The sequence below is a fragment of the Pedobacter sp. GW821-FHT01D05 genome, assembly GCF_059422505.1.
Window position 1 is genome coordinate 130,126 of sequence record NZ_JBWKXA010000002.1, and the last position, 25,041, is coordinate 155,166.

Here is a 25,041-nt window from a genome sequence, read left to right on the forward strand (position 1 = left end):
ACTGAAAAGCTGTATTAGTGAATATGTTGAAAGAGGGAAATGTAAAAATCAATATCTGTAAAACAGATATTGGGAACATATTATAATTTAAATAACACTCACAAACTATGACCTTATGAAAACAGTATTTATTATCTCGCTCTTTTTTGCAACTATTTGTTTGTTCTCCTGTAGCAAGGAAGATGAAATGAATTACAAAGTAACAAAGGCAATGTCACTTGAACAAAGTATAAGTTCGTCAAATAATATCACTAGTGGTGATACTGGAAATTATGTAAAGGCATGTCCAGATGGATTTAGTGGCTGTGGTGCTACATCCGGGATAGTGTGCGAAATCTCTCAACAACCTTGTACCACTCCACCAAAACCTATACTCCGTCAATATCCTTGTTCGGGCTCAGGTTTAATTGGTTGCAAAGCTGGCCTCCAAAGCGGTCCTACTTGTCCGTCTGCAATAATATGTCCTGGGGAAAATCATCCATCTCCATGCAATTTTGGAAGTATAGCATTTGGATGTTTTTCTGGGTCACCAATCGGTGGACCTAGTTGTAGTCCTTTGGTGAATTGCCAAACTCCACCAGACTAAATAGTTTTTATGTTTAAATACCTATTTGTTTTTTGCCTATTTAGTTTTATTTGTACTTGTGTTATTTCTTGTAAAAACACTGATCAAGATAAATACATAATAAGTTCGAAATCAGCTAAAGATACCTGGAAATATGAAGTTAACACAGATTCAATTCAGATCCCAGTTGAACAAGAGTATAGTGGCCCATATTTTACTTATACACAATATAGCGAGCATAATGTAGATTATCTCATTGGATATAATCCTGCCTTATCAAGTATTGATATTTTTGATTTGACGCACCGAACTTTAGTTAAACAATTAAATTTAGTTGGTAAAAGCTGGTCATTCAAAAACCTGGATAAGAAGGATTTAGATAAAAGTAGAAGTATAGCGGATATTTCTATAATAAATTTTAATTCTATTATACTTAATTATGGCAATGAAAAACTGGTTATAATTGATACGAATCTGCACAAGAAGCAAGAGATTTCAATGGACAGCATATCAATTAAAAATAATATGCCTGGGAAACCTATTTCATACAGTCATGATTTTAAAATGTTTCTTTATAATAATAGGCTTGTTTTGAATCAGGTATATTACGATTTTAATTGGAATAAAAAAATGCCCGCTTTTGTTTCTTTAAATATGAATACTGGGAAACTCACATTTCTTCCAATTTCTTATTCTGATTATCTATACAAAATTAAGGGGAGCGCAGGTTTTTTAACATCTATTGTTACGAGTGAACATCAAAAACAGGGCGTTCTGACGTATAGCTATCTCTATGAATCTAATATCTATCAGTATAACCCTAGAAATTCAACCATCACTAGTTATGGTGGAACACCTTCAAAAGGCAAGTATCTGGCTGATTCAGTATCTTATATTAAAGGTGAAGATCCTAAAAAATGGGTAACCCATAATATAGAAAACAGCCAGTTCTTCAATGTAATGTATGATAAATACAGGCATGTCTATTATAGGTTTAGCTTAAGAAATATATTACAGGAGAATGGTAAATATTTTAATTCCATTTTGGATAAGCCTTTGGTGTTAATGATTTTTAATGAAAAGTTCGAAGTAATTAAGGAAATAGAATTGCCCATGTATAAATATTCGCCAAATACATGGTTTATTACAAAAGAGGGCTTATTCATTTCACCAACGCATAGAAAAAGTAAATTTGTGGATCCATCACATTTGAGATTCGATATTATAAAGGTTATAAAAAGTAAACCATAATGAAAAAGTACTGCTTTATTTTAGTCGTCTTATTAATAATTACCGCATGCAACAAGCGCAAGATGTCGGGAGACGAGGAACATCTTAATATGTATTTTAAAGAAAAGCAAAACACAGATCTACTTAAATTAAATAATTTTTTCATAGTTGTAATTTCAGGAAACTGTGGTTCCTGTACAGAAAAGACTATTAAATTTCTCAAGCAGCTTGGAGACAAGAAGGAAAATAAATTTAGGGATTATAAAAAAATAGTTGTAATCCCCAGCAATAATGCTGAGGTTTTAGATTCGATAAAAAATTCCAACATACAATTCATCGTTGATGAAGGATTTGAATTGGAAAAATATGGAGTCAACTTTCAACGAAATGCTTTTTTTGAATTTAAGAATGCCAAACTGGTTTATAAAGATTGGTTGTATCTGGATAACGTTGATACGGTGGCAAAAAAATACAGTTTCATGCTCAAATAAAAAATCGCTTTATATATTGAACCCCAATAATATAAAGCGATCATAAAATATTTTTATCTATTATTTGATCAATATCACCTGTAAACTTAAAGGGCGTTCAGTTTCATTTGCAGGTGTTACCAAACCACCACAAATAATGTCATAGTGATAACCCGCTGTAAAACTGGTGCTGGCGGAAGTAGCTTTAACTGTTCCCGATGAAGTTTCTTTTGCATCCAATGTATAAGTTCCTGCATCTACAGCAATAAAACCACTCGCACTTTTATAGGCTTTATTCGTAACCAACATGGTAGTTGCGCTGGTTTTGGCCAGGTCTAAAGCCGGTGCATCAGGCGATAAATTGATAAAACGGATGTAAGCTTTATCCGTTGATGGAATGGAAAGATCATCACTAATGGTATAAACATCTAGCGCAGCCGGTTTATTAATTAAGTAAGCAGAGTAATAAGTGCTTGCATTTAAAGTAACGGTTTTGGTTAACAAGCTCTCTGCGCTACTGGCCGTCGTAAATTTTAAACTGTAAGCGCCTGCGGCATAAGAAAGATAAGCAGCAGAGCCTCCAAATGGTAAAGCTGCCGAATTAACCATGCTGCCATTAAAGTAAGCATTGTAGGTAGCCAGAGAAGGTGATGCATTAATTACCCTTAGATAAGATATTGTAGGATCGGCAGTTTCAGTTTTTTTACATGAAGTTAATGCTGTAAAAGCAATTAGAACAAATAAAGGGATCGATTTGAAATGGAATGGAGTAAAATTCTTCATACGGTTAAAATTTGATTTAATATTTAAAGAGTATCCATAAAACGATAGCCGGATTGCATTCGCTACAGACATACAAATATTGAGTTTAAACCATATTCCAGGATGTTAAATGATGTTAAGCAGATGTTAAAGTTCGTCGCATTTTTTTAACAATGTTAAAATTGGCAATAGAACCTGTAGCTTAAATGTACGATACACGAATTTTTTTAAATTTATAAATAGCCTCAATACTTGTTTAAGTCAGATTAGTCCCATAAAATGGAAAGCTTAACATAAAAAAATGATGATATTATTGTGTAACTCGATTTTTATTTAAACCTTTGCACCTCAATAGAGTTAAAGCCGTTTTAATACGCAAGAAATGATTAAACAAATTTTACATAAACTTTCTGTTTCCACAGCACAAAATGTGTCTGGAAAAGGTGTGTTTATTAATCATTTTCAGCCTGTATTTTATTATCCCACAAGCCGGCAAAATTTCACTCCGCGTATTTAGTACCTACACTAAACGTAACGAGGAATTGATCCTCTCTAAAAACCCAATTAACAAGAATACTTATAATTTTTCGTTAGAAAACGAATGGATATTAACGAATTTATAGTGCAGGTTGCACTTCCTGAACATCGTGTATTTGCAGAAGAAATAGTAACCGAAATGGCAGAATCGGCAAAAGCTCGTGGAACAGGGATTGCTAAGCGTTCGCCGGAATATATTTCTAATAAAATGCAAGAAGGCAAATCGGTTATTGCTTTCCATAAAGATGGCTCTTGGGCAGGATTTTGCTATATAGAAACCTGGAGCCACGGACAGTTTGTGGCCAATAGTGGTTTAGTGGTAAGTCCTAAGTACCGCAAAGCTGGATTAGCAAAAGCAATCAAAAATGAAATTTTCGGTTTATCGAGAAAGTTGTACCCAAAGGCAAAAATATTTGGTTTAACAACAGGCTTGGCCGTAATGAAAATCAATTCAGATTTAGGCTATGAGCCTGTAACCTACAGCGAACTTACCCAGGATGAAGAGTTTTGGAAAGGTTGCCAAAGCTGCGTAAACTTCGAAATTTTAAAAATGAAGGAACGCAAAAACTGTATGTGTACAGCTATGCTTTACGATCCTGCCGAGAAGAAACATGAGGTAGCCAAGCAATTTGCCGAAGAACTGCAGAAGAAACCCAAATTATACGAGCGCTTTATGCGCATTAAGCAGCGTTTAGTTGTTAAACCTAAGCCAAAAAATGGCTTAAAAGCCCTTTTATTTTTATTTACCTTTTTATTTAAATAGCATGAAAAAAGTTGTTTTAGCATTTAGCGGAGGCTTAGATACCTCATTTTGTTGTATTTACCTGGCACAAGACCGTGGATTGGAAGTTCACTCGGTAATTGTAAATACTGGTGGTTTTTCTGATGAAGAGTTACAGGAAATTGAGAAAAGAGCATATGCTTTAGGCGTAAAATCGCATGCTGTTGTAGATGAAACTGAAAGTTACTATGAAGGATGCATTAAGTACCTGGTTTTTGGTAACGTATTAAAAAATGCTACTTATCCATTATCCGTAAGTGCAGAGCGTGTTAGTCAGGCAACAGCTATTGCCAATTACGTGAAAAAAATTGGTGCAGATTATGTAGCTCATGGAAGTACCGGTGCAGGTAACGATCAGGTGCGTTTCGATATGATCTTCAATATCCTTATTCCAGAGGTTGAAATCATTACCCCAATTAGAGATTTAAAATTATCCCGCGAAGCGGAAATAGAATATTTAGCACAACATGGTGTAGAATATAGTGCAGAAAAAGCAAGATACTCGATAAACAAAGGTTTATGGGGAACTTCGGTAGGAGGAAAGGAAACCTTAACTTCTCACGAAACCTTACCAGAAAGCGCCTGGCCAACCCAGGTTTCAGAAACCGAATCGCGCAGGATAGAATTAACCTTCGAAAAAGGTGAACTTGTTGCTATTGATGGTGAAAAATTAGCACCTGTTAGGGCAATCCAAAAATTACAGGCAATCGCTCAGCCTTTTGGCATCGGTAGAGATATCCACGTTGGTGATACCATCATTGGTATTAAAGGTCGCGTAGGTTTTGAGGCTGCTGGCCCCATTATTATTATCAAAGCACACCATACTTTAGAAAAACACACCTTAACCAAATGGCAGTTAAGCTGGAAAGAACAGCTATCGTCTTTCTATGGCAATTGGCTGCACGAAGGTCAGTTCCACGATCCAATTATGCGGAATATTGAGGCTTTTTTAGCCGATACACAAAAATTTGTGAGCGGTAAAGTATTTGTAGAATTGTTGCCGTACCGTTTCCAGGTTATCGGAATTGAATCTAACCATGATTTAATGAGCAATAAATTTGGTAGCTATGGCGAAATGAATAACGCCTGGAGCGGAGAAGACGTTAAAGGTTTCTCTAAAATATTTGGTAACCAGGTAATGATCTGGCATAAAGTAAACAACGAGGCATAACCTCGGAGGTTTAAGGTATAAGGTTGAAGGCGTAAGGTTAAAGCGCCCGAACCTTAAGCCTCAAACCCTAAACCCTTTTAAATATGAAAATTAAAGCAGGAATAATTGGTGGTGCGGGCTATACCGGAGGCGAAATGTTACGCATTTTGGTTAACCACCCAAATGTTGAAATTGCTTTTGTAAACAGCACAAGTAATGCCGGAAACTTAATTTCTGATGTACATACTGACTTAATTGGCGATACAGATTTAAAGTTTGTAAGCGATATTTCACAGGATATCGATGTGCTTTTTCTTTGTGTTGGCCATGGGGATGCGAAGACGTTTTTAACCGCTAATCCAATTAACGACAGCATTAAAATCATCGATTTGTCGCAAGATTTCAGGTTGCATGCAAATGCCAGTTTTTCGACCAAAGACTTTGTTTACGGATTACCCGAGTTAAACCGCGATAAAATTAAAGCAGCTAAAAATATTGCTAATCCTGGTTGTTTTGCAACTTGTATCCAATTGGGTTTGTTACCGTTGGCTGCTAAAGGGCTGATTAAAAATGAGGTTCATATTAATGCAACTACGGGATCAACAGGAGCGGGGCAGGGTTTATCTACCACGTCGCACTTCAGTTGGAGAAACAATAACCTTTCTGTCTATAAAGCATTTGAGCACCAGCATTTGAATGAGATTAGTGAGAGTTTGTTACAGTTGCAACCATCACTTTCTGAAGCTTTAAGCTTTATCCCACAGCGTGGTGCATTTACCAGAGGTATTTTAGCTGCGATGTACCTGGAAAGTGATTTAAGTTTAGAAGAAGCGCAAAACATTTACGAAGCGTACTACAGTACTCATCCTTTTACGCATGTAAGCCGGAAAAACATCGATCTAAAACAGGTTGTGAACACCAACAAGGCATTGGTACATATAGAAAAACACGGTGGTAAATTATTTATCATCAGTATCATTGATAACCTGTTAAAAGGTGCCAGCGGACAAGCGGTTCAGAATATGAATTTAATGTTCGGCTTGGATGAAACAGTGGGACTCAAATTAAAAGCAGCCAACTTTTAGGCGGAAGGCTGGAAGGTGGAAGGCAAAAAGGTCTGGATTCAGATCTAAAATTTTAAATGTATGAGAGACTATCAAAAACTAGATGTTTGGAAAAAGGCTCACTTATTTACTTTACAAGTTTATAAGGAAATCCTACCTATCATGCCTATTGAAGAAAAATTTGCTTTAACCCAACAAATTCGGCGGGCCACCTATTCTATCCCTTTAAATATTGTAGAAGGAAGCGGTAAAAACACAGATAAGGATTTTGTTCATTATCTTGATAACGCACTTGGCTCTACAAAAGAAATAGAATATACTTTTATTCTCATACGTGATTTAGCTTATATCAGTTTAGAAGTTTACGAAGCTGTGAATAAAAGTGTTAATGAAATTAAGGCGATGTTAATCGCATTTATTAAATTTTTGAGAGGCGGTGGAAAAGGTTAGGCAGTATCAGCCTTCTACCTTCCAACCCTCGACCTTCAAACCTTATTAAAAAATGAACTTATTCGACGTTTACCCACTTAACGATATAGAAATAACAAAAGCGGCAGGCAGCAATGTTTGGGATGCTAATGATCAACAATATTTAGATTTATATGGCGGCCATGCTGTAATTTCAATCGGGCATACCAACCCACATTATGTAAACCGTTTAACCGATCAGTTAAATAAAGTTGGTTTTTATTCAAATTCAGTAAAAATCCCTTTGCAGGTTCAGCTTGCAGAATTATTGGGAACCGTTTCTGGTAAGAAAGACTTTCAGCTTTTTTTATGTAATTCTGGAGCTGAGGCAAATGAAAATGCTTTAAAATTAGCTTCATTTTACAACGGAAGAAAAAAGGTGATCGCTTTTACAGGTGCTTTTCACGGACGTACATCTTTGGCAGTTGCCGTAACCGATAATCCTAAAATTGTGGCACCGGTTAACCAGACCGAAAATGTAATTTTTTTACCTTTAAATAATGAGATTGCGTTAGAGGAAACTTTTAAAGCACAAGGCAATGAAATTTCGGCCGTTATTATTGAGGGCATTCAAGGTGTTGGCGGCATCAAAGAAGCTTCGAAGAGTTTCTTACAGAAAATCCGTTCACTTTGTGATGAATATAATGCGGTTTACATTGCCGATAGCGTACAATGCGGCTACGGACGTACAGGAACGTTTTACTCGCACGATTATTCTGGGGTTGAAGCAGATGTTTATACCATGGCAAAGGGAATGGGTAATGGCTTTCCAGTGGCAGGGATCTCTATTGCGCCTAAATTTAAACCTTGGCATGGAGAATTGGGTACAACTTTCGGTGGTAACCATTTAGCTTGCGCTGCGGCTTTAGCTGTTTTAGAGGTAATGCAACAGGAAAACCTGATGAAAAATGCTGAAGAAGTGGGAAGTTACTTAATTAGCGAATTGAAGAAATTTGAGCAGGTGGTAGAAGTACGTGGCCGTGGATTAATGATCGGTATCGAGCTACCTGCCGAACTGGCGCATGTTAAAAAAGAATTATTGTTTACACACCATATTTTTACTGGAGAGGCAAAACCGAACGTGATTCGTTTATTGCCAGCCTTAAATTTAACAAAAGCACATGCTGACGAGTTTTTGGCAGCTTTTAGAGAATTAGTAAAATAGATATTGTCATGCTGAGCCTGTCGAAGCACCCTTTTAAGCTTTAAAAAATGAAACTTTTCACTTCCGTACACGATGTTCCAAGCATCAAACAGTTTGTAAATGATGCGCTAGCGTTAAAGGCGAATCCTTATGCGCACCAAGATTTAGGTAAGAACAAAACCTTAGGTTTAGTTTTTATGAATCCAAGTTTACGTACCCGGTTAAGTACCCAAAAAGCGGCCTTAAACTTAGGTATGAATGTAATGGTGATGAATCTGGATAAAGAAGGCTGGGCTTTAGAAACACAGGATGGCGTGGTGATGAATGGCTCTACAGTTGAACATATCCGCGAAGCTGCTGCGGTGATGGGACAATACTGCGATATCCTAGGTTTACGTTCTTTTCCAAAACTGAATAACCGCGAGGAAGATTATAGCGAAGATTTCTTCAATAAATTTGTGAAATATTGTGCTGTGCCAGTAGTGAGTTTAGAGAGTGCAACACGTCACCCTTTACAAAGCTTTGCCGATATCATTACCATTCACGAAACCTGGACAAAGAAACCTGATGGCCGTAAACCCAAAGTAGTTTTAGCCTGGGCACCTCATGTTAAAGCGTTGCCTCAGGCGGTGCCGAATTCTTTTGCAGAATGGATGTGCAAAGCTCAGGCAGAAGGTATGATCGATTTTACCATCGCTCAGCCTGAAGGTTACGAGCTTTCGGAAGATTTTACACCAAATGCCAATATTCAATATAATTTAGAAGAAGCTTTAGCAGGTGCTGATTATGTGTATGTGAAGAACTGGAGCAGTTATAAAGAGTATGGAAAAGTGTTAACTTATCCCGATGGCTGGATGATGAATAATGAGAAGTTAAAGTTCACAAACGATGCGAAAGTGATGCACTGTTTGCCAGTTCGTCGTGATCTGGAATTATCATCAGAGATTTTGGATGGACCAAATTCATTGGTTATCCACGAAGCAGGTAACCGTTTATGGGCAGCACAGGCGGTGATAAAAGCAATGTTGGAGGAATTGTAAATCATATGCCTCGGCTCGTGTCTTCACGAACCGAAATTATTGGTGAAACAAAACTATTAATGTGGTTCGTGGAGACACGAACCACGGTAAGAATAAATTATGAAACAACTCACTATCATAAAAATCGGCGGAAACGTAATCGATAATTCAGAAAACCTACACCAGTTTTTATTGGATTTTACTGCATTGCCAGGAGATAAAATCCTGGTGCACGGCGGGGGTAAAATTGCAACTGAACTGGGCGAATCGTTGGGCATTGAAGCCAAAATGGTTGAGGGGAGAAGAATAACCGATATCGAAACGCTGCGGATTGTGACGATGGTTTATGCGGGTTTGATCAATAAAAACATGGTTGCCCAACTACAGGCCAAAGGTAGTAATGCCATTGGTTTAAGTGGTGCTGATGGTAATGTGATCAAAGCAAAAAAACGACCGGTTAGTACCAAAACCTATGGGCCGGAAGCTGGTCCTATGGCTGGAGCCGTAATCGATTATGGCTTTGTGGGCGATTTGGATGAAAATTCGGTGTCTTCAACAACTTTAGATAATTTGCTGAAAGCCGGATTGGTTCCAGTTTTATGTGCCATTACACATGATGGTGACACTCAGCTTCTAAATACCAATGCTGATACCATTGCTTCTTCTGTTGCAGTAGCGATGTCGAACTTATATGAAACACGTTTGGTATATTGCTTTGAGAAAAAGGGAGTACTTCGGGACGTTAATGATGATGCTTCTGTTGTAAGAGAAATCAAAGCTGATGAGTTTGAAGATTTAAAAGCCGATGGAACTGTGCAAGGTGGAATGATCCCTAAACTGCACAATGCCTTTGAAGCGATTAAAAAAGGAGTTTCTGCGGTTTATATCGGCAAAGCCGATGAGCTCGCTGAACTTGCTGAGGGAACTTTTGGCACAAAAATGCTGAAGTAAAGGTAGAAGGTAAGTAGGTTGAGGGTGTAAGGTTTTTAGTCGAGGTGCCTAAACTTATCGTTTGCTTTTCAAACACAAAAAAATCGGTGCAATCAAATAATCGGTGCAATCAAACCGAAGGAGAAAAAGAAATAAAATCTGTGTAAGCAAACTAAAGGGAAAATAATCATGACAAAAAAAATAACCATAATTGGTAGCGGAAATATCGGTTTATCTTTAGCGAAAGGTTTGGTAAAGGCCGACTTTGCTCAAGCAGGCGACATTACGCTTACCCGTAGAAATACTGACTATTTAAAATCTTTCGCCGAAGCCGGTTTTAATGTAAGCAATAACAATAAACAGGCTGTGGTTGATGCTAATGTTGTGATTTTGGCTGTTCTGCCGCAACAATTAAATACGGTTTTAGATGAAATTCAAACTTCAATTGTTCCGGCCAAACATTTGGTTATTTCGGTAATTTCTGGCGTGAGCTGTGCTGCTGTTAGGGAGAAATTAGGCGATGATGTGGAGGTGATCAGGGTAATGCCTAACACAGCAATTGCTATTGGTCAATCGATGACCTGTATGGCCAGTGATAATGCCTCAGCAGCAAACATTGCAGAGGTGACCAAAATGTTCGAAACGGTTGGTTCCGTTGTGAAAATTAATGAAGATTTAATGACTTCAGCAACAGCGCTTTGTGCCTGTGGTATTGCATTTTTTTTGAGGGCAATTAGGGCAGCAAGTCAAGGTGGGGTAGAAATTGGTTTTCATGCTGATGAAGCTTTAAAAATGGCTGTTCAAACGGCTAAAGGAGCTGCCGATTTGCTTTTATTACACGGAACACACCCAGAATCAGAAATAGATAAGGTAACTTCGCCGAAAGGTTGTACCATCGCAGGTTTAAATGAAATGGAACATAACGGTTTTAGCTCATCATTGATAAAAGGTATCAAACTTTCGGCTTTAAAAGCAGGAAATCTGTATACTAAAGAGGGTTAGCGGTATAGAGCATAAAGTCTTAATCGTAAACATAAAACTGAAAGCCAAAATAAAAGGTAGAAAGTTTAAAGGCGGGTTTAGTCTTGATACTTAATACTAATTACTTGATACTATGTTATTAGAAAATATACAAAAAGAAAGTCTGGATTTATTGCGACAGTTGATCCGTATCCAGTCTTTTAGTAAAGAAGAAGATCGGACGGCGAATTTAATTGCGCAGTTTTTGGAGGAGAGAGGGGTTAAGACCCAGCGTAAAATGAATAACGTTTGGGCTTACAACAAACATTTTGATCCTGCTAAGCCAACACTTTTGTTAAATTCACATCATGATACGGTAAAGCCTAATTCTGGTTATACCCGCGATCCTTATGATGCTGCAATTGAAGATGATAAACTGTTTGGCTTGGGCAGTAACGATGCAGGTGGTTGTTTAGTTTCACTAATTGGTACATTTTTATACTACTACCAACAGGAAGATTTAAAATATAATATCTGTTTAGCGGCAACAGCCGAAGAAGAAATTTCTGGTAATAATGGTTTAGAGCTTGTTCTGCCAGATTTAGGAGCGCTTGAATTTGGGATCGTAGGCGAGCCGACCGAAATGAATTTAGCTATTGCAGAGCGCGGTTTGTTGGTATTAGATTGTGTATCGCATGGTAAAGCCGGTCATGCTGCCCGCGAAGAGGGAGAGAATGCCATTTACAAAGCATTAAAAGATATCGAATGGTTTAGAAACTATCAGTTTCAAAAAGTATCGGAGGTTTTCGGGCCATTAAAAATGACAGTTACGATTATCAATGCAGGTTCGCAACATAATGTGGTTCCGGCAAATTGTACTTTTACGGTTGATGTTCGTGTAACCGATGCTTACACGAATGAAGAAGTTTTAGAGATTATCAGGGCAAATGTTGATTGTGATGTTACCCCACGGTCTATCCGCTTAAAACCATCATCGATTGATAAAAACCATCCGGTTGTTCAGGCTGGTGTTGCCCTTGGAAAAACTACTTATGGTTCGCCAACTACTTCCGATCAGGCATTATTAGATATTCCATCTGTAAAATGTGGTCCGGGTTTTTCTGGCCGCTCGCACATGGCTGATGAGTTTTTATATGTTAGAGAAGTAGCCCAAGGAGTTGAGGGATATGTAAACATGCTGAAACCGGTAATAAACGGTAAGTAAAAAGAAAGCCTCAGGTCTAATAGATCTGAGGCTTTCTCAAAATAATCAATTCTCTTCGCCACCATCAAAAGCTCTTGCCTCTAAGTGTTTTTCCATATCTAATCGATTTACCCCCTTGCTCCACCATTCAGGAGCGGGTTTTCCTTTAAGCATATAGTCAAAGTATTCCATCATCCGTACAGCATAATCTTTACGGTTTGGTAATTTTGCAATTCCGTGATTTTCGCCACGATAGGTAATCATCACAACAGGTTTGTTTAACCTTCTTAAACCATTGTAATATTCAATGCCCTGGGTAAAATCTACAGCCCCATCTTTATCATTGTGTAAAAGCAATAATGGGGTTTGTACTTTTTTGATGTGATACACTGGAGAGTTGCGTGCGAAAGCATCCCAATTATCCCAATAACCAGGGGTTAACCTGCCTTGACTGGCTTCGAAAATGGCTTGGTTTGTGCCGCCGCTATTCCAGTAAATTAAGCTGTACATGCTGATCATGTTGGTTAAAGGTGCTCCTGCTGCGGCCGCTTTAAAAATATTGGTTTGGGTAATTAAAAATGAAGTTTGATAACCACCCCATGAGTGACCATGGATAGCCACATTTTTTTCTTCAACAATTCCGGTAGCAATGGCTGCCTTTACTGCAGGTACTACGCAGGCAACGGCCGACATGCCCGGATCATTTAGCTTATATTTAATATCGGGCATTAAAACTGCGTATCCATTGCTGGTATACATCGCTTTGTTGAAACCTCCACCAGGAAATGTAGGCATGGTATAAGTATTCAGGTCATCAGTTAACCTTTCATAAATGTATGTGATGGTAGGATAAGCCTTTCCGGGAACATAATTGGCAGGTAAATAAATGGCCGCCTGCAAGCTATCGCCATTTGCACTCACATAGTCAATTAGTTTTACACCCGAAGACCATGCATATTTGGCCTGATCTGGAGTATTTGTGGTTACTTTTTTGGCAGTACTTAAATCGCCCGTTGTACTTACATAATAATCTGGCGATTGCTGAAAATTACTTTTGGTATAAGTAAAAACTTTAGCTTGTTCGGCTTTTGAAAAACTTTGGTAAGCATTGTCATCTAGAAACAAAATATTGATCTTAGATTTACCTGCAGGTAAAATGCCAATGCCGTTTTTCTTGTTTTTGGTATTAAATACCGCAAAATACTGGTCTTTGCTTAAATCAACACCTTTCTCATCAGTGTCAACGCGAAAACGGGTTGCCACTTCGGTTTTTTTGCTTTTCCAATTATCAGATAATGGAGTAATACTGTTTCCGTCAGCAGAGATTTTCCATAAATCGTAATTATCCTTAATCAATGCATATTTAGAATCAGCTGACCAGCCCAGGTTTTGCGTGGCTGGTTTTATTACGTTATGGTCATCTAATTCATCAACAAAAGAAGATTTAATCTTACCGGTAAGGTTAGCCGTTTTTCCGCTTTCTAAATTAATGCTATAAAATACACCGTCTAAATAATAGCTGGCTAAAGTTCCATTTGGTGCAACCACAAGTCTTCCACCATTAGAGGCATACATTTTCTCAAATAGTAATTTCTTGCCAAAGGTTTTAAGGTTGATCAGATAAACATCCACATAACTTTGCCCATCTAAATTTCCCATCAGCTCATATTTCGAATTATCGTACCCAATCGCATATAAACTTTTCGGGTTTACACTAACTGAGCGCATGTTGCTGTCTGCAAGTTGAATGAATTTTTTATCCGCAATGCGATAAGCACTTAAATAACTAAAATTTTTATCGCGCATTTCTTGCGTTTGTTGGGCCGATTGTAGTCTCTTATCCTGCCAATTCCAGATAATCATATCAGGTTTCTCAATATCATCTTTTTTAACTTCGGGTTTTGCCTTGGCTAAAGTGTCTGATTTCTTATCCTCCTTTTTTTCTTCTTTCTTATCTTCCTTTTTAGTTAATGTATTAACGCCAAGGAACAACACGCTTTGATCGTCAGACCAGAATGGGGCGGCATTGGTGTTGATGCCCATATTGGCCGGGAATATTTTGTCGTCAATACCATTGTATATTACTTTGTTTGTTAAATCTCCATTGATTTTGTTAAAACCAAGCATACTGTAAACATCATCTTTATATTTATCGTTTTTATTGGCCTTAAGCAAAGCAAATGCAGTTCCCTGTTCATTCCAGCCCAGTTTCTGATAAACAGCTTTATCATTATCAAGCGCCGTGGTAATGCCTGTTTTCATATCACGTAAAAAAATACCATTTCCATTTTGCCCTGCTGCATCGATAACATAAGCAAACTGGCTTCCTGTTTTGTTAAATGCAAACTCTGAAACATTACCGAGGTTGTAACTTTTTTTGGTGATAAGGCTGTAAAGCAGTACGTCGGTACCTTTTGGTGCATCTTTCTCTTTAGAAGCATTTTCTGCCGGAGCAAATTGGATGGCAATCCATTCAGGTGATTTTTCAGAAAAGCTAAAACTTTTTACCTTTTCGAAAGTCGTCTGTTTATTATCACTTAACGAAACCAGCAAGAGTTTATCATAAACTGGTTTGTTTGTTTTCTTTGCTGCTTTGGCTTCGCTATCCTTAAGTGCAACTTTAAAAGCAGCAAATTTTGAATCGTTTGAAAATGAGATGCTATTGGCCATTGCTCCAATTGGGTAATTGCGGCTTAAAGTATCATTGGTTTTTCTGATCGTCATCTTTAGATCTCCCTCAACTGGTCCACTGGCCAGCGCAATCCATTCGCCGTTGGGCGATAAAGTAGCAGGTCTGTTAAAGGTCCATTTAGAAACTTCTTTCCAGCCTAATGCTGGTTTTTCCTGTGCTTGTAGCTGGTGTATAACAAGCATGAAAAAAACGGTGGAGAACAGTTTTAGGGATTTCATAATAAGTTTAAGTTTATACGAAAATAAGCTTTTAAACCAAGAATTATGAGTAGCCATATAAAATTGAGTTTATTGGCGTTTTAATGTGCATTACAAATCAATCTCATTCCTGATTTCTAATGTATTTATTGTACTTTTGCGGGTATTTCGACTGCCTTTGTGCAGGTATATAATAGAGCAATCACAAGAATGAAAATCTGGCAAAAAAATATAGATGTAAATCAGTTTGTAGAGCGTTTTACGGTTGGTAAAGACCGTGAACTGGATCTGCAAATGGCAAAGTTTGATGTATTGGGTTCTTTGGCGCATACCCAAATGTTAGAAACCATTAATTTGCTAACAGCTGAAGAACTTAAAACGGTTCAACAAGAATTGAAAAATATTTACGCTGAAATTGAAGCTGGAAATTTCACCATTGAAGAGAGTGTGGAAGATGTACACTCACAGGTAGAGTGGTTACTTACTCAGCGTATTGGCGAAGCAGGTAAGAAAATCCATAGTGGCCGGTCGCGTAACGATCAGGTGCTGGTTGATTTGAAACTGTTCTTTAGGGCTTGTATTGAAGATATGGTTGGCCAAACCTCAACCTTGTTTAATGAGCTAATTAAGCTAAGCAATACGCACAAAGATAAATTGATGCCAGGTTATACGCATTTGCAGATTGCCATGCCATCGTCTTTTGGCCTATGGTTTGGTGCTTATGCCGAAAGCTTGGCAGATGATATGGAATTGATGTTGGCTGCATGGAAAATCTGCAATAAGAATCCACTAGGGTCAGCTGCTGGTTATGGCTCTTCATTCCCTTTAAACAGAACTTTAACAACCCATTTATTGGGTTTTGAAAGTTTGAACTATAACGTGGTTTATGCACAGATGGGGCGTGGCAAAACAGAAAGAATTTTAGCACAGGCAATGAGCGCCGTTGCGGCAACTTTAGCTAAAATGGCTATGGATGTGTGTTTGTTCATCAATCAGAATTTCGGATTCATTAGTTTTCCGGCAGAGCTTACCACAGGTTCGAGCATTATGCCACACAAGAAAAACCCTGATGTTTTTGAGTTGATCCGTTCGCGTTGCAATAAAATCCAGGCTTTGCCGAATGAAATTGCCATGATGATTACCAATTTGCCATCAGGTTATCACCGCGACTTACAATTGCTAAAAGAAAACCTTTTCCCGGCAATCACTTCTTTAAACGAATGTTTGGAGATCGCTACTTTTATGTTCCAGAACATCACGATAAAGGATGATATTTTGAAGGATAAAAAATATGATTACCTGTTTAGCGTTGAAGTCGTGAATGATCTGGCGTTACAAGGTGTTCCATTTAGAGAGGCGTATAAAATTGTTGGCGAACAGATAGAAAATGGTAGTTTTGCACCATCTGGCCAAATACATCATACACACGAAGGAAGCATCGGTAACCTATGTAACGAGCAGATTGCAGCAGCTATGCAGGGTGTGTTGTCGCAATTTGGTTTCGGAAAAGTGAATAAAGCAATAGAAGATTTAATTCGCTAATTATAAAGGCGATAATAAATAATAATATATGAAAGTTTCAGTATTGGCCAGTTCATTAATCGGCTCAGAAATTATAAAAATCGGTAACGAAGTTAACGAAATGAAGCGCAAAGGTGCTTCGATCGCTAATTTAACCATAGGCGATTTTGATGCAAACATTTACCCAATCCCGACCGAACTAAAGGCCGGAATTGTGGAGGCGTACAATGCCAACCAAACCAATTATCCGCCTGCTGATGGCGTTTTGCCTTTAAGAGAAACGGTTTCGGAATTATTAAAGGATAGATTTGGATTGGAATACAACACCAATAGTATTTTAGTTTCTGGTGGTTCACGTCCGTTAATTTATGCAACTTATCTGGCTTTGATTGATCCGGGAGATACCGTGGTTTTTCCGGCACCATCTTGGAACAACAACCACTACTCTCACTTGACTTCGGCAAAAACTATTGCCGTAGAAACCGATGCGGCGCATAATTTTATGCCAACAGCAGCGCAATTAAAACCGCATTTAAAAGGAGCAACTTTATTGGCCTTGTGTTCGCCGTTAAACCCAACGGGAACCATGTTCGATGCAGATTCACTAGCTGAAATCTGTGATGCTGTTTTAGAAGAAAATGCATCACGTAGTGCCGACGAAAAACCGTTGTACATGATGTACGATCAGATTTATTCGCTTTTAACTTTCGGAAAAGAGCATGTAAACCCAGTTTCTTTGCGTCCTGCAATGCGTCCTTTTACCATTTTTGTTGATGGTAGCTCGAAATGTTTGGCTGCAACAGGTGTACGTGTAGGCTGGGGTTTTGGTCCGGAGGATATCATCAATAGAATGAAAGCATTGGTTGGGCATATGGGCGCATGGGCACCGAAAGCTGAGCAAGTGGCTATGTCTAACTATTTTAATGATAAAACACAGGTAGATACTTTTTTGACCAGTTTTAAAGGCCAGATCCAGGATAGTTTAAATGCACTTTATAATGGTTTTAACGAATTAAAGAACGAAGGCTTTAATGTTGATGCTGTTGAGCCGATGGGCGCGATTTATTTGACTATTAAAATCGATTATATCGGGAAAACTACAGAAGATGGTCAAGTTTTAAAAGACAGTGCAGATGTGAATTTCTACCTGATTAAAGAAGCCGGAGCAGCTTTGGTTCCATTCTCTGCATTTGGAAATGAAGACAGTATGCCTTGGTTCAGGGCTTCGGTTGGTGCTTGTACCCTGCAGGATATTAAAGATATGTTACCTAGGATTAAAACTGCTTTGAGCAAGTTGAAATAAGATTATAAGTAAATAAATAAGAAAACCTCTTCAATTAATTTTGAAGAGGTTTTTTGTTTTTAATCTTTTGATGGACACTATTTAAGTTTGAAGGTTTTATTTAATAATCTTTAAATTTGTATATTAGTTTAAAATCACGTTTATATGGAAACTTACCTTGTACATCCTGATAAAATGCAAGAAAAAGCTTTAAAGGCATTTCTTAAAGCTTTAGAAGTTCCTTACGAAATAAAAAAGGATAGTTCTTTACCAGCACATGTTGTGTCTGGGATAAAAAAAGGACAGGATGATATCAAAGCAGGCAAAAGCTTTTCTTTAGAAGAATTTAAAGAAAAAATCTCAACTATTTGATGAGTTTGCCTGTAATCATATCAGAAACAGCATATATAACTTTCGAATACATTTGTACTCAAATACATGAAAGATTAGGGGTTAAAGCATTAAGTGATTTTAAAAAGAATACGATTAAAACTTTAGAATTAATTAGTAATTCTCCATTCCTTTATAAAGAAACTGAATTTGATCCTAATATCCGACAAGGATTAATCAAAAAGCTTTCTTCTGTATTTTATGAGGTTAAGTCTGATCGGATAGAAATTCTTTTCTTTTGGGATAATAGACAGGAACCAATGTTCTTCTAGTTTTTTATTTGAAATAATATTAAACCTCGCAGGTTTCTGAAACCTGCGAGGTTGATGTATTTGCAACTATGGACATTCAATTTCAGACTCCCACCATCAAACTAGTCTTCCCTACTTCCATCATCGGCCATTCTCACCATTTTAGGCTCAAATTTGGCCACTACATCAACTAGTTCGGTTTGTGCTGCCATCACTTTGTTAATGTCTTTATAAGCCATTGGCGCCTCATCCAAACCTGCACCAATTAAAGTGACGTTGTGATCTTTCAAAATCGCTTTCATATCTGATTTGGTAATGGATTGAATGGCTTTTGTTCGGCTCATTTGTCTACCCGCTCCATGCGAAGCTGAATTGATCGCGCTCATTTCACCTTTACCCCTAACCAAAAATCCTGGGGCGGTCATACTTCCCGGAATAATCCCCATCACACCTTTACCTGCCGGTGTAGCACCTTTTCGGTGCACAATCACTTCTTCTCCATCAAGCATTTCTTTCCATGCGAAATTATGGTGGTTTTCTACCTTGGCCAAAACTTTAGCGCCAATCGCCTTGGTTAATCTTTTATGGATCACCTCATGACAGGCTGAAGCATAATCTCCGGCTAAATTCATGGCAATCCAATACTCTTGTCCTTCGGCAGAATTTAGATCCAAGTAAGCCAGGTTTACAGCCTCTTTAGGGAGTTTACAAATGTCTTTCGCCAGTTTGGTATAATGACCAGCAATGGTTGCGCCCAATCCACGTGATCCTGAGTGTGTAAGCAAGGCCACATAACGCCCTTTATCGATATTTAAAATTTCATCGCGTTCTGCAAAATCAATAATCCCCCACTCTACAAAATGATTTCCACCACCTGAAGTACCCAGTTGTGCCCAAGCCTTTCCGTGTAAATTTTTAAGAAAAGGAGTAGCATTAAATGCGTCATTTTCTAAAACATCATGATCAGCTCTTTCATTACCTTTAAAATTTTGACCCGCACCAAATTTGGTAAAAGCAATTAACTCGCGTTTGTACATTGCATCTTTTCCGAAATAATGTTTCTCTGGAATATCGAAAATACTTAAAGCCATTCGGCAACCGATATCTACGCCTACACCGTAAGGGATAATTGCATTTCTGGTCGCTAATACACCACCAATAGGCAAACCATAACCTTGGTGAGCATCCGGCATTAACGCCCCAGCTACCGAAACAGGGAGCTTCATAGCGATATCCATTTGATTTCTGGCACCATCTTCTATATAATTGGCACCGAAAATTGAATAATCCTTAGCATTGTTGATCAGTTCAATGGTTCCATCTGACTTTGGATTGGCTTCCTCAATCACAGTGGTTGCCAGTACACTTAATACTTCATCATCCAAAAAGCTTTCAGGATAGTCTTTTACTTTTTTAAATAAGGCTAATAATTTTTTTTCTTCAATATCCGCGAAATTTTCATTCAAGATAGCTAAAGCCAGGCCTACTATTTTTCCTTCGGAATAACCTATTTCGATCAGGTCTTTTCCTGTTATGTTGTTGTTCATTTTATTTCTAATTAATCCTCGGCAGGTAACACTCACCTAACCGAGGGGTTTCTAAATTTAATTTATTTTACGAAGATCTGCTTCAATTGATCTACAATTTGTCCACTGCCCGATAAGCTGATGTTGTTGATTTTCTCAGCGATTTTCTCTACGTATTCCATCTCTTTTAACTTATACAACATAGCGTTGTCTTCCATCAATTTGGCGGTATTCAACAAACTTCTGGTTGAGGCCGTTTCTTCTCTTCGGGTAATGATATTGGCTTGGGCCCTTTTTTCGGCAACTAAAACCTGGTTCATAATTTCTTTAACATCCCCTGGTAAAACGATGTCTTTAACACCGCAGTTGGTTAATTTTACACCCAGGTTTTCAACCTTATCCAAGGTGATGGCCATTACCATTTCGGCAATTTTTTCTTTGCTTTCCATCAATTCGTCAAAAGTCATTAAACCAATACATTCTCTTAATGCTAACTGCATGGTGATGTACAATTGTTTTTCAAATTCTTTGTTCTCCAATAAGGCTTTTATGATGTCATCAACTTTATATTGAATGCTGAAATTTACCCTTAATTGTGCTTTATCTTTGGTTAAGATTTCTTGTCCGATAATTTCCATATTCAATTGCCTCATATCGGTTTTTAACACCTGAACAGTAGTACTGTTTTTCCAGTAAACATAGTTTCCGGCTTCCAATACGTTTTCAAATTTACCATCGATAAATAACAAGGCTTTTTCGAATGACTCTACTTTGTAAGCCCTGATGTAATTCAATAATGGCGCTTTCTCCAACAAGTTTTTGTCAATGGTTTCATCAATCTTGATGTTACTGATATCTACCTTAACAAAGTTATATGTCGACAAACCTTTCCAAATGGCATGTCTGCCAGCGGTTAAAACATTTTTAAAGTTTTTGTTTTGATAAACCAAAGCCAATTCATTGTCAGCAACACCTACCAGGTGAATCAAATTCACAAAATCTGTATTTTCCAATAAGATATCCAATTCAGCTACCGAATAATAATACTCTTTGGCCATATCGTACAAAGTGATGTTTTCACCGAAACCTAACCAGTAAGTTCCTGCGGTTAAAACGTTTTTTAATTTTCCTCTTTTGAACACCAATCCAACATAATTGGTGTTAATGGTTACTCTTTTCATGTTTTCTGATGTTGAGATTTATAATTATTTAATTTCTTGTTTTACAAAGCATTGCAAAAGCGCATTCATTCGTTTCTTGCGGAAGTAAAAAGAATCCTGATGTTTTTAAGAATGAAATTGAACTTTAGCAGTTTTCGCATCCGAAGATTCTGTTAGCCGCTAATTGCTGAATTTGATTTTTAAACCGTTTCGTTCATCTGTTTTGCTTACAAAGCAAAAGGCAAATTCGCTTTTGAGATTTTATGATAAATCTTAAAGCTGAGTGCGGTTTTACAATGCTGATCTTTAGAGCGATTTGAAAAGTTGCTCATCTTTTTGTTTTGGAGTTTGAGTCCTAAACGCTTACCAATTAGCTATTCCAAGTGATGTTTGGAAGCAGGATTCGAACCTGCATGGTTTGTTGTTATTCTACCCCTGAATTATTCCGATTGCTCGGAAGTGGGATTCGAACCCACGACACACAACGTGTTTAGACAGTCTATCATAATCCTTATCAGTATATTCCAAGCAATTTGCCCGAATACTTTGGGGCTATTCCGAAACCCACAACATTGGATAGATTTTATTTAGTGTTGCCATCCCTTTCGGGATTTCTTTATATTAATCTAATTGTGATAACCTTTACTAACGTAACCCTGTCCGGCGTATCCCGAACAGGGGCTTCATTTTAGTGAATGCTGATCCAGTTAAAACTGGAACAGCATAAACGCGAGAGCGCGTATCATTTAGAACAGTAAACTGTTTCTTATCAATCAGATTGTTATTATTAATATTTCTCAAAGAACTGTATCGACTGGCGACATTACAAAGATGCCACCACCACTACGCGACCAATTTGCGCAGTAAAATTTATTTTGTGATAAAAGAAATAAGTATCTGATAATTAGATTAATAAAATTTATTTTTCGATTAAATTTATTCTTTTAACACTCAATTGCGCAATTGTATTGCGTAGATGAAGAACACTTTGCTATATTTAAATAAGCTTTATCATCAGCTTTTTAGCTTGAAGACCAAATTGATTAAAATGGCAGTAAATAAATTAGCGCTTATCAGGTATAAAACCATTGATGATTGTTTGAAGAACCGTTACCGTAAATGGACATTAGAAGACATCATCGAAAAGGTGTCGGCAACCCTTTACGAATTGGAAGGAATTACCACCGGGGTTAGCAAACGTACCATCCAGGCGGATATCCAACTGATGCGGAGTGACAAACTGGGCTACAATGCGCCGATTGTGGTAAAGGATAAACGCTTTTATGCTTATGAAGACCCAGCTTTCAGTATTACCAAAGCCCCGATCAATAATGCCGATGTAGATAAAATGAAGGAAATTGTTGGTGTACTCAAGCAGTTTAACGCCTTTAATTATTTCGACGAAATGAGTGATATGATTGCCCGTTTGGAAAATAACCTCTACAAATCGACCAAACAGAGTGGCAATAATATCCAATTGGAGAGTAATAAGCTGGTTAAAGGCTTAGAATGTATTCCGTCCTTGTATCAAGCTGTTTTAAACAAACAATCTTTATTAATAGAATATAAATCTTTCAAGGCGCAACAATCTCAACAGGGAATTTATTATCCGTACCTGTTAAAGGAATACAGAAACAGGTGGTTTTTGATCTGTAAGGCAAAAAAGCGGCCTGGCATCTTAAATTTGGCATTGGATAGGATAGTAGAATTTCAGGAATTGCCTAACGAAGAATTTGTAAGTTATCAAGGAGTAGATTTCGATCGGTATTATGAAGATCTGATCGGTGTAACTAAAAACGAACGTGACCGTGCGCAGAAAGTGATTCTCGAATTTTCAAACGAGCATGCCCCTTACGTGGTAACAAAGCCGATGCATCAATCGCAGGTGGTATTAAGTAAGAATGAGAAAACAACAACCTTTAGGATCGATGTGGTATTGAATTATGAACTGGAGCGCGAAATTTTAGGCTTTGGAGAGTGTGTTAAAGTGCTTTCCCCACGATTGCTAATCTCAAAAATTAAAAGGCGTTTAGCACAAACGTATAAGCAGTACGAAAGCGTTGATGAAGAAAAAATTTTTATAAAGGCCTTAAGAAACTAGTTAAACGTTTTAGTAATTGAATTCTTATGTGTAATTTGAATTTAATTATGTTCAAGACCAAATATATTCTAGCTTTTCTAATGTGCTGTTCGATAAGTACTTTCGCTCAACAGCCTACGCCTCAGTGGAGGCCGGATTATCATTTTACTGCACCATCCAATTGGTTAAACGATCCAAACGGATTAATTTACCTGAATGGCGAATTTCACCTTTATTACCAGTATAATCCATTCGAAAATAAATGGGGGCACATGAGTTGGGGCCATGCCACCAGTAAGGATCTGGTCAACTGGAAACACCTCCCGGTTGCCATTCCAGAAAAAATAACAAAAGATACCACTACCATGATTTTTTCAGGTTCGGCCGTGCTGGATAAGCACAATGTAAGCGGATTGGGAAAGGGAAAAGCGCCAGTTGTTGCTTTTTATACGGCAGATCTACCTAAACAGCGTAATGAATCGCAGTACATGGCCTATAGCAATGATGGTGGGCTAACCTTTACCAATTATGCCAAAAATCCTATTATTGATTTAAATAAAAAAGATTTCAGAGACCCTAATGTCTGGTGGCATGAGGCATCTCAGCAATGGATTATGACTGTTGCGATGGTTGATGAGCATCAGGCAAGGTTTTATGGCTCAAAAAACTTAAAAGATTGGACCATGTTGAGTGATTTCGGTAAACAAGGCAATCAAGGTAGTGGCTGGGAATGCCCGTTTATTATTCCCCTAGCTGTTGACGGAAACCAGAACAATACAAAATGGGTTTTGGCAATATCTTTATTTGGGCCAAAGGGGCCAACAATGCAATATTTTGTTGGCGATTTTGATGGCAAGACTTTTAAAAACGACAATGATGGAAAATTAACCTTGTTGGTTGATGATGGCGATTCTTTTTATGCCGCTATTCCATGGAACGATGCGCCAAAAAAACAGCGGATTTTATTGGGATGGTTACAGCCTGGGGGTAAGGAAACATTCCCATGGAAAGGGCAGATGTCTATCCCAAGAGATTTATCCTTAAAAACTACGCCTGAAGGAATTAGGTTGTTTCAGCAGCCAGCTGGCTTGATTGCCGGTAATATTAAAAAACATGCGGGTAGTAAGGTTATAACGAGGCAAAATGTTGTTATCGATCAGTATATGGGCTTGGGAACCAGCCAAAATTCGTATTGGATTGATGCCGAATTTTCTGTTAAGGAGGCAAAAAACGTAGGTTTTAAACTTGCACAACTAAAAGATGAGAAAGGAAATGTTGTTAAGGAAGTTGAAGTTGGCTATGATGCTATTAAAAAACAACTTTATGTAGATTGTACGCTTTCAGAGACAGGGATTAAAAACGATAAGAACATCATTCAAACTGCAAGGGTAAATCCGGTAAATGGTAAAATTAAACTCCAGGTGCTGTTTGATAAATCTTCGCTTGAAGTTTTCGGAAATGGAGGCGAAAAGGTAATTAGCACCATGATTTTTCCTGATGAAAAAGCAAGAGACTTAGCTGTATTTTCTACGGCAGGAAAAGCGGTTTTAAATAGCCTTAAAGTTTGGGATATGAATAAACGAAAATGATTGAATTTTGAGTGATTGAATCAATGAATTTATTAGCACTGTAGCCAGTATTCTCTCATTCAATCACTC

At 37.7% G+C, this 25,041-nt stretch carries 21 protein-coding genes; 17 read left to right on the forward strand and 4 right to left on the reverse strand.

Going from position 1 to position 25,041, the window contains the following annotated elements; genetic code table 11:
* The first annotated feature begins 595 nt into the window (after window positions 1-595).
* Window positions 596-1,816: a DUF4221 family protein gene (locus AC07VK_RS08725; protein WP_492959897.1), complete on the forward strand. Its 1,221-nt coding sequence runs from the start codon at window positions 596-598 to the stop codon at window positions 1,814-1,816.
* Complete coding sequence (locus tag AC07VK_RS08730; protein ID WP_492955266.1) at window positions 1,816-2,286, forward strand: hypothetical protein; 471 nt, start codon at window positions 1,816-1,818, stop codon at window positions 2,284-2,286. The genes AC07VK_RS08725 and AC07VK_RS08730 overlap by 1 nt, the downstream gene beginning before the upstream one ends.
* Before the next feature lie 60 nt (window positions 2,287-2,346).
* Here AC07VK_RS08730 and AC07VK_RS08735 read toward each other — a convergent pair whose 3' ends face one another.
* A complete protein-coding gene (locus tag AC07VK_RS08735; protein WP_492955267.1) occupies window positions 2,347-3,048 on the reverse strand; it encodes a DUF4397 domain-containing protein in 702 nt (233 codons plus the stop codon).
* A 580-nt stretch (window positions 3,049-3,628) separates the two neighbouring features.
* On the opposite strand from AC07VK_RS08735, the gene AC07VK_RS08740 reads away from it, so the two are divergent.
* From AC07VK_RS08740 to AC07VK_RS08780, 9 genes are all read left to right on the forward strand, one after another.
* Entirely contained in the window at window positions 3,629-4,327 is a 699-nt protein-coding gene (locus AC07VK_RS08740; RefSeq protein WP_057931816.1) for an N-acetyltransferase, read from the forward strand.
* 1 nt (window position 4,328) lies between these two features.
* The gene (argG, locus tag AC07VK_RS08745) at window positions 4,329-5,516 is read left to right on the forward strand and encodes an argininosuccinate synthase (RefSeq protein WP_492959899.1); all 1,188 of its coding nucleotides are present in this window, start codon (window positions 4,329-4,331) and stop codon (window positions 5,514-5,516) included.
* Between the two features lie 83 nt (window positions 5,517-5,599).
* Entirely contained in the window at window positions 5,600-6,580 is a 981-nt protein-coding gene (gene argC / locus AC07VK_RS08750; RefSeq protein ID WP_492959901.1) for an N-acetyl-gamma-glutamyl-phosphate reductase, read from the forward strand.
* 60 nt (window positions 6,581-6,640) lie between these two features.
* Window positions 6,641-7,009 (forward strand): four helix bundle protein, encoded by a 369-nt coding sequence (locus tag AC07VK_RS08755; RefSeq protein ID WP_492955271.1) that lies wholly within the window; start codon window positions 6,641-6,643, stop codon window positions 7,007-7,009.
* Between the two features lie 52 nt (window positions 7,010-7,061).
* Window positions 7,062-8,192 (forward strand): aspartate aminotransferase family protein, encoded by a 1,131-nt coding sequence (locus tag AC07VK_RS08760; protein ID WP_492959903.1) that lies wholly within the window; start codon window positions 7,062-7,064, stop codon window positions 8,190-8,192.
* A gap of 47 nt (window positions 8,193-8,239) precedes the next feature.
* Window positions 8,240-9,211: a Rossmann-fold NAD(P)-binding domain-containing protein gene (locus AC07VK_RS08765; RefSeq protein WP_492959905.1), complete on the forward strand. Its 972-nt coding sequence runs from the start codon at window positions 8,240-8,242 to the stop codon at window positions 9,209-9,211.
* Window positions 9,212-9,310: 99 nt separating this feature from the next.
* On the forward strand, window positions 9,311-10,141 hold the full coding sequence (argB, locus tag AC07VK_RS08770) for an acetylglutamate kinase (protein WP_492955274.1): 831 nt from the start codon (window positions 9,311-9,313) through the stop codon (window positions 10,139-10,141).
* Between the two features lie 168 nt (window positions 10,142-10,309).
* Window positions 10,310-11,122, forward strand: a complete 813-nt coding sequence (proC, locus tag AC07VK_RS08775; protein WP_492959907.1) for a pyrroline-5-carboxylate reductase — start codon at window positions 10,310-10,312, stop codon at window positions 11,120-11,122.
* Window positions 11,123-11,234: 112 nt separating this feature from the next.
* Window positions 11,235-12,305 (forward strand): M20 family metallo-hydrolase, encoded by a 1,071-nt coding sequence (locus AC07VK_RS08780; RefSeq protein WP_492959909.1) that lies wholly within the window; start codon window positions 11,235-11,237, stop codon window positions 12,303-12,305.
* A 45-nt stretch (window positions 12,306-12,350) separates the two neighbouring features.
* Here the strand turns inward: AC07VK_RS08780 and AC07VK_RS08785 are convergent, their stop codons facing one another.
* Window positions 12,351-15,194: an alpha/beta hydrolase family protein gene (locus AC07VK_RS08785; protein WP_492959911.1), complete on the reverse strand. Its 2,844-nt coding sequence runs from the start codon at window positions 15,192-15,194 to the stop codon at window positions 12,351-12,353.
* 189 nt (window positions 15,195-15,383) lie between these two features.
* On the opposite strand from AC07VK_RS08785, the gene argH reads away from it, so the two are divergent.
* The 4 genes from argH to AC07VK_RS08805 all read left to right on the forward strand — a co-directional run bounded on the left by argH (window position 15,384) and on the right by AC07VK_RS08805 (window position 18,638).
* The gene (gene argH, locus AC07VK_RS08790) at window positions 15,384-16,715 is read left to right on the forward strand and encodes an argininosuccinate lyase (protein WP_492959913.1); all 1,332 of its coding nucleotides are present in this window, start codon (window positions 15,384-15,386) and stop codon (window positions 16,713-16,715) included.
* Window positions 16,716-16,743: 28 nt separating this feature from the next.
* Window positions 16,744-17,997 carry a pyridoxal phosphate-dependent aminotransferase gene (locus tag AC07VK_RS08795; protein ID WP_492959914.1) on the forward strand — a complete coding sequence of 418 codons (1,254 nt, stop codon included), beginning with the start codon at window positions 16,744-16,746 and terminating at the stop codon, window positions 17,995-17,997.
* Window positions 17,998-18,141: 144 nt separating this feature from the next.
* A complete protein-coding gene (locus tag AC07VK_RS08800) occupies window positions 18,142-18,348 on the forward strand; it encodes a DUF2683 family protein (RefSeq protein ID WP_057931803.1) in 207 nt (68 codons plus the stop codon).
* The gene (locus AC07VK_RS08805) at window positions 18,348-18,638 is read left to right on the forward strand and encodes a type II toxin-antitoxin system RelE/ParE family toxin (protein ID WP_492955281.1); all 291 of its coding nucleotides are present in this window, start codon (window positions 18,348-18,350) and stop codon (window positions 18,636-18,638) included. Before AC07VK_RS08800 ends, AC07VK_RS08805 begins: the two co-directional genes overlap by 1 nt.
* A 101-nt stretch (window positions 18,639-18,739) precedes the next feature.
* Here the strand turns inward: AC07VK_RS08805 and AC07VK_RS08810 are convergent, their stop codons facing one another.
* Together AC07VK_RS08810 and AC07VK_RS08815 are read right to left on the reverse strand one after the other, a co-directional pair.
* Window positions 18,740-20,164, reverse strand: coding sequence for an RtcB family protein (locus tag AC07VK_RS08810; protein ID WP_492959917.1), 1,425 nt, complete (start codon window positions 20,162-20,164; stop codon window positions 18,740-18,742).
* Window positions 20,165-20,226: 62 nt separating this feature from the next.
* On the reverse strand, window positions 20,227-21,324 hold the full coding sequence (locus AC07VK_RS08815) for a slipin family protein (protein WP_492955283.1): 1,098 nt from the start codon (window positions 21,322-21,324) through the stop codon (window positions 20,227-20,229).
* A gap of 1,027 nt (window positions 21,325-22,351) precedes the next feature.
* Between AC07VK_RS08815 and AC07VK_RS08820 the strand changes: the two genes are divergently transcribed.
* Both AC07VK_RS08820 and AC07VK_RS08825 read left to right on the forward strand, forming a co-directional pair.
* Window positions 22,352-23,404 (forward strand): helix-turn-helix transcriptional regulator, encoded by a 1,053-nt coding sequence (locus AC07VK_RS08820; RefSeq protein WP_492959919.1) that lies wholly within the window; start codon window positions 22,352-22,354, stop codon window positions 23,402-23,404.
* Window positions 23,405-23,451: 47 nt separating this feature from the next.
* Window positions 23,452-24,972: a glycoside hydrolase family 32 protein gene (locus AC07VK_RS08825; protein WP_492959921.1), complete on the forward strand. Its 1,521-nt coding sequence runs from the start codon at window positions 23,452-23,454 to the stop codon at window positions 24,970-24,972.
* Window positions 24,973-25,041: the final 69 nt, after the last annotated feature.

Bases quoted from the DNA above. Each gene is read 5' to 3' on its own strand.
- AC07VK_RS08725 (WP_492959897.1), top strand. From the start codon at position 596: ATGTTTAAATACCTATTTGTTTTTTGCCTATTTAGTTTTATTTGTACT.
- AC07VK_RS08730 (WP_492955266.1), top strand. From the start codon at position 1,816: ATGAAAAAGTACTGCTTTATTTTAGTCGTCTTATTAATAATTACCGCA.
- AC07VK_RS08735 (WP_492955267.1), bottom strand. From the start codon at position 3,048: ATGAAGAATTTTACTCCATTCCATTTCAAATCGATCCCTTTATTTGTT.
- AC07VK_RS08740 (WP_057931816.1), top strand. From the start codon at position 3,629: ATGGATATTAACGAATTTATAGTGCAGGTTGCACTTCCTGAACATCGT.
- argG (WP_492959899.1), top strand. From the start codon at position 4,329: ATGAAAAAAGTTGTTTTAGCATTTAGCGGAGGCTTAGATACCTCATTT.
- argC (WP_492959901.1), top strand. From the start codon at position 5,600: ATGAAAATTAAAGCAGGAATAATTGGTGGTGCGGGCTATACCGGAGGC.
- AC07VK_RS08755 (WP_492955271.1), top strand. From the start codon at position 6,641: ATGAGAGACTATCAAAAACTAGATGTTTGGAAAAAGGCTCACTTATTT.
- AC07VK_RS08760 (WP_492959903.1), top strand. From the start codon at position 7,062: ATGAACTTATTCGACGTTTACCCACTTAACGATATAGAAATAACAAAA.
- AC07VK_RS08765 (WP_492959905.1), top strand. From the start codon at position 8,240: ATGAAACTTTTCACTTCCGTACACGATGTTCCAAGCATCAAACAGTTT.
- argB (WP_492955274.1), top strand. From the start codon at position 9,311: ATGAAACAACTCACTATCATAAAAATCGGCGGAAACGTAATCGATAAT.
- proC (WP_492959907.1), top strand. From the start codon at position 10,310: ATGACAAAAAAAATAACCATAATTGGTAGCGGAAATATCGGTTTATCT.
- AC07VK_RS08780 (WP_492959909.1), top strand. From the start codon at position 11,235: ATGTTATTAGAAAATATACAAAAAGAAAGTCTGGATTTATTGCGACAG.
- AC07VK_RS08785 (WP_492959911.1), bottom strand. From the start codon at position 15,194: ATGAAATCCCTAAAACTGTTCTCCACCGTTTTTTTCATGCTTGTTATA.
- argH (WP_492959913.1), top strand. From the start codon at position 15,384: ATGAAAATCTGGCAAAAAAATATAGATGTAAATCAGTTTGTAGAGCGT.
- AC07VK_RS08795 (WP_492959914.1), top strand. From the start codon at position 16,744: ATGAAAGTTTCAGTATTGGCCAGTTCATTAATCGGCTCAGAAATTATA.
- AC07VK_RS08800 (WP_057931803.1), top strand. From the start codon at position 18,142: ATGGAAACTTACCTTGTACATCCTGATAAAATGCAAGAAAAAGCTTTA.
- AC07VK_RS08805 (WP_492955281.1), top strand. From the start codon at position 18,348: ATGAGTTTGCCTGTAATCATATCAGAAACAGCATATATAACTTTCGAA.
- AC07VK_RS08810 (WP_492959917.1), bottom strand. From the start codon at position 20,164: ATGAACAACAACATAACAGGAAAAGACCTGATCGAAATAGGTTATTCC.
- AC07VK_RS08815 (WP_492955283.1), bottom strand. From the start codon at position 21,324: ATGAAAAGAGTAACCATTAACACCAATTATGTTGGATTGGTGTTCAAA.
- AC07VK_RS08820 (WP_492959919.1), top strand. From the start codon at position 22,352: ATGGCAGTAAATAAATTAGCGCTTATCAGGTATAAAACCATTGATGAT.
- AC07VK_RS08825 (WP_492959921.1), top strand. From the start codon at position 23,452: ATGTTCAAGACCAAATATATTCTAGCTTTTCTAATGTGCTGTTCGATA.